We start from the raw sequence: 7,491 nt of genomic DNA, 5'->3' as shown, positions 1-7,491 counted from the left end.
CCCATAACGGCTGTCCTCATCGAGTACTCTGTGCGCGAAGCGACGCGCTCACCTTGGACATTCTAGCGGAGAGGGGGCAAAATCGTGGACTCGCCTCGAGTATCGCGCCGGCGTCGTGGACGCCTCCTACCCAGCGCCGATGACTCAGCCCTGAACACTCGCCACGCGCTGGCCTGGTCAATACCGGCCTCGCCACCCCGGCCCAACCGAATTGGATCAAGATGGCGCAATACATCTACACCATGAACCGCGTCGGCAAGATCGTGCCGCCCAAACGCGTGATCCTGCGCGACATCTCCCTGTCGTTCTTCCCCGGCGCCAAGATCGGCGTGCTCGGCCTCAACGGCGCCGGCAAATCGACGCTGCTCCGCATCATGGCCGGTCTCGACACCGAGATCGAGGGCGAGGCGCGCCCGCAGCCCGGGATCAAGATCGGCTATCTGTCGCAGGAGCCGCAGCTCGACGAGTCCAAGGACGTGCGCGGCAATGTCGAGGAGGCGGTGGCGCCGATCAAGCAGGCGCTGGAGCGGCTGGATGCGGTCTACGCCGCCTATGCCGAGGAGGATGCCGACTTCGACGCCCTGGCCAAGGAGCAGGCCGAGCTGGAGGATCTGATCGAGGCCACCGATGGCCATAATCTCGACCGCACCCTGGATCAGGCCGCCGACGCGCTGCGCCTGCCACCCTGGGAGGCCGAGGTCAGCAAGCTCTCGGGTGGCGAGCGCCGGCGCGTCGCGCTCTGCCGGCTGCTGCTGTCGAAGCCCGACATGCTGCTGCTCGACGAGCCGACCAACCACTTGGATGCCGAGTCGGTGGCCTGGCTCGAGCGCTTCCTCAAGGATTACAGCGGCACCGTGGTCGCGGTGACCCATGATCGCTACTTCCTGGATAACGTCGCCGGCTGGATCCTGGAGCTGGACCGTGGTCACGGCATCCCCTGGCAGGGCAACTACTCGAGCTGGCTGGAGCAGAAGGAGAAGCGCCTGGAGCAGGAGGAGAAGGCCGAGCAGGCGCGCATCAAGGCGATGAAGCACGAGCTGGAATGGGTGCGCACCAACCCCAAGGGCCGGCAGTCGAAGAGCAAGGCGCGGCTGGCGCGCTTCGAGGAATTGCAATCGCAGGAGTTCCAGAGCCGCAACGAGACCAACGAGATCTACATCCCGCCGGGTCCGCGCCTGGGCGATCTGGTCATCGAGGCCAATGGATTACGCAAGGCCTATGGCGATCGACTGCTCTACGACGATCTCTCGTTCAACCTGCCCAAGGGCGGCATCGTCGGCGTGATCGGCCCCAACGGTGCCGGCAAGACGACGATGTTCCGGATCATCACCGGCCAGGAGCAGCCCGATGCCGGCGAGATGCGCGTCGGCGAGACGGTCGAGATCGCCTATGTCGACCAAAGCCGCGACGCGCTCGACGCCAAGAAGACGGTCTGGGAGGAGATCTCGGACGGTCAGGATATCCTCGTCGTCGGCAAGTTCGAGATGCCCTCGCGCGCCTATGTGAGTCGCTTCAACTTCAGGGGCTCGGATCAGCAGAAGCGCATCGGCGATCTCTCCGGCGGCGAGCGCAACCGGGTGCATCTGGCCAAGCTCTTGAAGAGCGGCGGCAATCTGCTGCTGCTCGACGAGCCGACCAACGATCTCGATGTCGAGACCCTGCGCGCGCTCGAAGAGGCGGTGCTGAACTTCCCCGGCTGCGTGGTGGTGATCAGCCATGATCGCTGGTTCCTGGATCGCATCGCGACCCATATCCTCGCCTTCGAGGGCGACTCCAAGGTGACCTGGTTCGAGGGCAACTATGCCGACTACGAGGAGGATCGCCATCGCCGCCTGGGCACCGAGGCCGATCAGCCGCACCGCATCCGTTACCGGCCGTTGACGGCCTGATCGAGGCGCGCTCGGTACGCACGATGGCAACCAACCTCGACCAATTCCTGAGCCGCGTCGATGCCCTGCTCGACCGTGTCGAGCCCTGGCTGCCGGAGCCGACAGCGACCGATTGGGATGCGATCGCCTGGCGCTGGCGCAAGGATGGACCGCAGGGACACCGCGGCCGGGGCCGGTTGGAGCCGATCCGCCGGCCGCATCGATTGCGGCTCGAGGATCTGCGCGGCATCGATCGGCAGCGCGCTGAGATCGACCGCAACACGCGCCAGTTCCTCGCCGGCGACGGCGCCAACAACGTCCTGCTCTCGGGCTCGCGCGGTACGGGAAAATCGTCGCTGATCAAGGCCCTGCTGAATCGCTATCAGGCACAAGGGCTGCGGCTGATCGAGGTCGACAAGGATGAGCTGATCGATCTGCCACGGATCATCGAGCAGATCGAGGACCGTCCCGAGCGCTTCATCCTCTACTGCGACGACCTCTCGTTCGAGGCCTCGGAATCGAGCTACAAGGCGCTGAAGGCGGCGCTCGATGGCTCGCTGAGCGCGCCGCCCGAGAACCTGCTGATCTACGCGACGTCCAACCGCCGCCATCTGCTGCCCGAGTACCAGCGCGAGAACCAGGAGGCGCGCATGATCGACGCCGAGATCCATCAGGGCGAAGGCGTCGAGGAGAAGATCTCGCTCTCGGATCGCTTCGGCCTCTGGCTCTCGTTCCATCCGTTCAGCCAGGCGCAGTACCTGGAGGTGGTGCGACACTGGCTCGGGCAGCTCGGCGCCGACGGGGCTGAACACCAAGGCACCGCGCTTGCGGCGGCGGCCGAATCAGCGGCCTTGCAATGGGCACTGCGCCGCGGCTCGCGCAGCGGCCGCACCGCCTGGCAGTTCGCCCGCGACTGGGCCGGCCGTCAGCGCCTCAGCCACCGTTGACCTGGACGCCGTGATCGGCGAGCCATTTGACGTCGAGTTCCCAGGTCACGCTGTCGACCTCCGGCTGCGACAGCACCATGTCCTGGACGCGCTTCTGGTGATCGACGAGATCCTCCTGCGCGGCGACAACCTTGGGATCATCATCCGCCAGCCCCGCGATTTCAGGATGGATGACCTCGAGAAAGCGCATCGCCGGAACCTGGAAGTTGCGCGGTGACGAGATGGTTGCCACGCCGTCCTTCAGGCGCAGGACGCGGAATTGGTAGGGATAGTCGGCGAGTTCGGCGTCTTGCTCGAGCTTGTCGTTGATCGACCACACCTCTGGCTGCCAGATCGAGCTGAGCCACCAGGCCACCAAGGCGATCACCAGCATCCCCAGAACGATGCTGTAATTACGCGTAAACTTGTCCATTGATTCTTCCCCCCTTACTTTGTTTGCTAGAAGCGGTTGCAATCTTGCCTCGCCCAAGGCATCCAGGACGGGTCAGCGGCGTCCTTACGGCTGGCCCCCAAAACCGCTGCTGATTGCATTGGAACGCATCCTCTCGCGATCCTCGAATCGTTCTCCATGAAAATAGTCAAGTTTGCTCAAAGGCGCCCATGAACTTGGAAATGAAGCAGCGAATGATCTATAAATCCGTACTGCTTGGGCTGGTCGCCATCATCTCGCTGGTGTTCCTGACCATGGTTCAGCAGTTCCTGGTGGCCATCTTCCTGGCCGCGGTATTCGCCGCGATGAGCCATTCGGGCTACATCAAGCTCAACCAGTGGCTCGGCGGTCGGCGCTACCTGGCCTCGCTGATCACGCTGCTGCTGCTGCTGACCGTGGTGTTGATCCCGGTCGTCATCCTGACCATGGTCTTCGTCGGACAGGCGATCGATGTCGGCCAGTCGTTGATCCCAATCGTGGTCGATTTCTTCGAGGAGCCTGGCAGTTTCCAGGAGTTTCTCGAGCAATTGCCGTTTTACCAGCATTTGATCCCCTACGAGGATAAGATGACCACGCAGATCGCCGATGCCGTGGAAGGTTTCGGCAGGCTCCTGGTCAATAAGATCTCGAGCATTGCCTTGGGCACGGTGCAGTTCCTGTTCCTCACGGTGGTGTTCTCCTACACCCTCTTCTTTTTCCTGATCGACGGCGAGAAGGTCGTTCACACCGCTCTCTACTACCTGCCGCTCGAGGAGCATGACGAGCGCCTGATCTTGCGCAAGTTCACCTCGGTGACGCAGGCGATGATGCTTGGAACCCTGCTCATCGGCCTCCTGCAAGGCGCCTTGGCCGGCGCCGCCTTTGCGGTCGCGGGGGTCTCGAATGCCGTGTTCTGGGGCGCGGTGATGGCCGTGCTCTCGATCATTCCCGGGATCGGATCGGCGCTCGTCTGGGTGCCGGCCTCGATCATGCTCATGGTTCAGGGCGACTATGCCGCCGGTATCGGTCTGATGCTGTTCTGCGCGCTCATTGTTGGCAGCGTCGACAACCTGCTGCGCCCGATCCTGGTCGGCAAGCACACCGACATGCACGAACTGATGATCTTCTTCGGCACCCTCGGCGGCCTGTTCACCTTCGGCATGGCCGGGCTCTTGCTCGGCCCTCTGATCGCCTCGCTGTTCATCACCATCTGGGAGATCTATGGCGAGGCGTTCAAGGACACCTTACCCGCCGTTCACCATCATGAGCTTAAGGATGACGCCGGCGCTGGAACTGCGGCATCGGCGACGAGCCAGGCGTCCGCCGAGTGTCTCCTCCCGCAGACCGGCAGCGATCATGACGAAGGTAGCGAGCAACCCGAGCGCGATCCTGCGCCAACGCCGTGAGAGGTCTGCTCCCCGCTTGCTCCCCGGGGGCGCGCCGAGCGCGGCCACAGCGGGCCTGTCCGGGCCGGTTGGCACTGGCTTGGCGCTGGCTTGGCGCTGGCTTGGCGCTGGCTTGGCGCTGGCTTGGCACTGGGGCTTGGCACTGGCGGCCGGGCGCGCTTCGGGCCGCCCTTCACAGCATGCCGAGGGTGAGCTTGGCCTCGTCGGACATGGTGTCCGGACTCCAGGGCGGGTCCCAGACCAACTCGACTTCGACCTCGCCGACGCCGTCCACGGTCTTCACCGCGTCCTTCACCATCACCGGCATCATGCCGGCCACTGGACAGGCCGGCGCGGTCAGGGTCATGTCGACATCGACATCGCCATTGTCGGCGATATCGATCCTGTAGATCAGACCGAGATCGTAGATGTTGACCGGGATCTCCGGATCGTGAACCCGGCGCAGCGCGGCAATGATCGGCTCGCGCAACGACTCCGGATCGCCGCCGGCTTGGGCCGCGTCCATGGTTGCATCAGCGGTCGCGTCGGCGCCCGGCGCATCGTCACGATCGATCCGCCCATGCTCGCCCGCGCCGAACCCGGCGAATCTGGCTAACCTGTTCATCAGAGGGTCACCTCGACTGCAAAGGACTGTATGGGATCACTCCAGCGGCGCCCGTTCGAGCCGCTCCCCGACCTGCTCGGCGACATAGTCACGCAAGGCCTCGGGGCCCAGGGCATCGATGATCTCGCCGGCAAAACCCAGGCACAGCATGCGCCGTGCCAGCGCCGCCGAGATCCCACGCGAGCGCAGATAGAACAGCGCCTCGGGCTCGATCTGGCCGACCGTGGTGCCATGACTGCACTTGACATCGTCGGCATAGATCTCGAGCTGCGGCTTGGTATCGACCTCGGCGCTCGACGACAGGATCAGGTTGCGGTTGGACATGTCGGCATCGGTCTTCTGGGCGTCGCGCGCGACATAGACCAGACCGTCGAACACCGCCCTGCCCTTGCCGTAGAGGATGCCCTTGAAGCGCTCACGGCTGCTGCAATTCGGCAAGCCGTGCCGGACATCCATGTGATAGTCGATCAACTGCTTGTCGCCGGCCAGATAGAGCCCCTGGAGATCGCACTCGGCATGCTCGCCGCTGAAGCGGGTGACCAGATCGGTGCGCGCCCAGGTGGCGCCGAGGCCGAGATTGACGCCCGCATAGCGGCTGTTGGCGTCCTGGCTGAGATAGAGGCCGGTGATATGGAAGGCGTTCGGGCTCTCCTGCTGCAAGCGGGCATGGGTGAGCAGCGCATCGCGCCCGAGCGCGATCTCGAGCACCGAATTGGTGCAATAGAGCGCGTCGCCGAGGCTGACATAGCGCTCGATCACCCGTGCTTGGGCGCCATCGCCCAGGCTGATCAGATGCCGGGGTTGCGCCACCCGGGGCTCGTCCATGCCCACCGAGAGATGGATCACCTCGATGGGGCGTTCCATCAGCGCGCCCCGCTCGAGCAGCACCACCAGGCCATCCTGCATGGCGGCGGTGTTCAGCGCCGCGAAGACATGATTGCCGGCATCGGCGATGCGGGTCAGCACGCCCTCCAGCGCCGCCGGGTCCGCGGCCAGCATCGCGCGCAGACCGCCGATACGCACCCCGCGCGGCCGCTCGCCGAGGTCCGAGAGCGCCTCCGAATAGCGGCCGTTGACCAGCACCACGCGGCAGGCATCGAGGCCGGGCACCAGCACCTCCTCGATATCCTCGGGGGTGAGCGCGGTCAGCGGCTCGTCGACTTGCACGAAGCCCTGATCGATGAGCGCACGCAGGCCGGTATAGCGCCATTGCTCCGACTTGCCGGTCGGCACCGATTGCGCGCGCACCCGCTCGGCAGCCTGCTGACGCTCGGCGGCGAGCCAGCTCGGCCCCGTGTCGGCGCCACTGTCCGCTCCAGTACCCGCCTCGGGTGCGGCCTCGTCGCCGAGAGTCCGCAGCCAGCCGGCGAAGGCCTCGGCCGCTGCCGCCGGCGGTCGATTGGGGTTGGTTGCCGCGCTCATGCCGCCTCCCCGTCGAGGATCCAGCCGTAGCCCTTCTCCTCGAGTTCCAGCGCCAACTCCTTGCCGCCGGAGCGGATGATCCGACCCTTGGCCAGCACATGCACATGATCGGGCTCGATGTAGTCGAGCAGGCGCTGATAATGGGTGACCACGATCATCGAGCGCTGCGGACTGCGCAGCGCGTTGACGCCATCGGCGACGATGCGCAGGGCATCGATGTCGAGCCCGGAGTCGGTCTCGTCGAGGATCGCCAGCTTGGGCTCGAGCAGGGCCATCTGGAAGATCTCGTTGCGCTTCTTCTCACCGCCGGAGAAGCCGAAGTTGACCGGACGCTTGAGCAGGCTGTCATCCAGATGCAGTACCTTCAGCCTCTCCTTCATCAGGCGCATGAAGGAGACGGCATCGAGTTCCTCCTCGCCGCGCGACTTGCGGATCGCGTTCAATGCCGCCTTGAGGAAGTACATATTGTTCACGCCCGGCAGCTCGACCGGGTACTGAAAGGCGAGGAACAGTCCCAGACGCGCCCGTTCCTCGGGGTCGAGCGCGAACAGATCGGTGCCATCCAGCATGGCGCTGCCGGCGGTGACCTCATAGCCCTCGCGCCCGGAGAGCACATGCGCGAAGGTGCTCTTGCCGGAGCCGTTCGGCCCCATGATCGCGTGCACCTCGCCGGGCCTCACCTCGAGGTCGAGGCCGCGCAGGATCTCTTCATTACCGACATTGGCCTTCAGGCCCTTCACAGACAACATGCGAATACTCCTAGTCATGATGGGCGCCGCGACGCTCTTAGGTCGACTCGCCTCGCGCCCTGCGTGTTCTTGCTGACAATCTGGCT

The 7,491-nt window shown here is 64.8% G+C and carries 7 protein-coding genes; 3 read left to right on the top strand and 4 right to left on the bottom strand.

The genetic code is table 11. The features are described 5' to 3' along the window. Positions 1-221: 221 nt before the first annotated feature. A complete protein-coding gene (gene ettA / locus ACLFQI_RS09845) occupies positions 222-1,889 on the top strand; it encodes an energy-dependent translational throttle protein EttA (RefSeq protein WP_410758925.1) in 1,668 nt (555 codons plus the stop codon). Positions 1,890-1,912: 23 nt separating this feature from the next. Further along, a complete protein-coding gene (locus tag ACLFQI_RS09840) occupies positions 1,913-2,815 on the top strand; it encodes an ATP-binding protein (RefSeq protein WP_410758924.1) in 903 nt (300 codons plus the stop codon). On the opposite strand, the gene ACLFQI_RS09835 is transcribed toward ACLFQI_RS09840, so the two are convergent. Continuing rightward, positions 2,802-3,227 (bottom strand): hypothetical protein, encoded by a 426-nt coding sequence (locus ACLFQI_RS09835; protein ID WP_410758922.1) that lies wholly within the window; start codon positions 3,225-3,227, stop codon positions 2,802-2,804. The two genes, ACLFQI_RS09840 and ACLFQI_RS09835, sit on opposite strands and share 14 nt — an antisense overlap. Before the next feature lie 200 nt (positions 3,228-3,427). Here ACLFQI_RS09835 and ACLFQI_RS09830 point away from each other — a divergent pair, with 200 nt between their 5' ends. Then, entirely contained in the window at positions 3,428-4,630 is a 1,203-nt protein-coding gene (locus ACLFQI_RS09830; RefSeq protein WP_410758920.1) for an AI-2E family transporter, read from the top strand. Positions 4,631-4,802: 172 nt separating this feature from the next. Here ACLFQI_RS09830 and ACLFQI_RS09825 read toward each other — a convergent pair whose 3' ends face one another. Genes ACLFQI_RS09825 through sufC form a run of 3 tightly spaced genes read right to left on the bottom strand, consistent with a single transcriptional unit; the run spans position 4,803 to position 7,405 of the window. Next, positions 4,803-5,234 carry an SUF system Fe-S cluster assembly protein gene (locus ACLFQI_RS09825; RefSeq protein ID WP_410758918.1) on the bottom strand — a complete coding sequence of 144 codons (432 nt, stop codon included), beginning with the start codon at positions 5,232-5,234 and terminating at the stop codon, positions 4,803-4,805. A 36-nt stretch (positions 5,235-5,270) separates the two neighbouring features. Further along, a complete protein-coding gene (sufD, locus tag ACLFQI_RS09820; RefSeq protein ID WP_410758916.1) occupies positions 5,271-6,656 on the bottom strand; it encodes a Fe-S cluster assembly protein SufD in 1,386 nt (461 codons plus the stop codon). Continuing rightward, positions 6,653-7,405 (bottom strand): Fe-S cluster assembly ATPase SufC, encoded by a 753-nt coding sequence (sufC, locus tag ACLFQI_RS09815; RefSeq protein ID WP_410758914.1) that lies wholly within the window; start codon positions 7,403-7,405, stop codon positions 6,653-6,655. The genes sufD and sufC overlap by 4 nt, the downstream gene beginning before the upstream one ends. Positions 7,406-7,491 lie beyond the last annotated feature (86 nt).

The organism is Halochromatium sp. (assembly GCF_046541315.1).
GTDB lineage: Bacteria > Pseudomonadota > Gammaproteobacteria > Chromatiales > Chromatiaceae > Lamprobacter.
The sequence above is the reverse complement of the archived record's forward strand: the minus strand, read 5'-3'. Positions and strand labels throughout refer to the sequence as shown.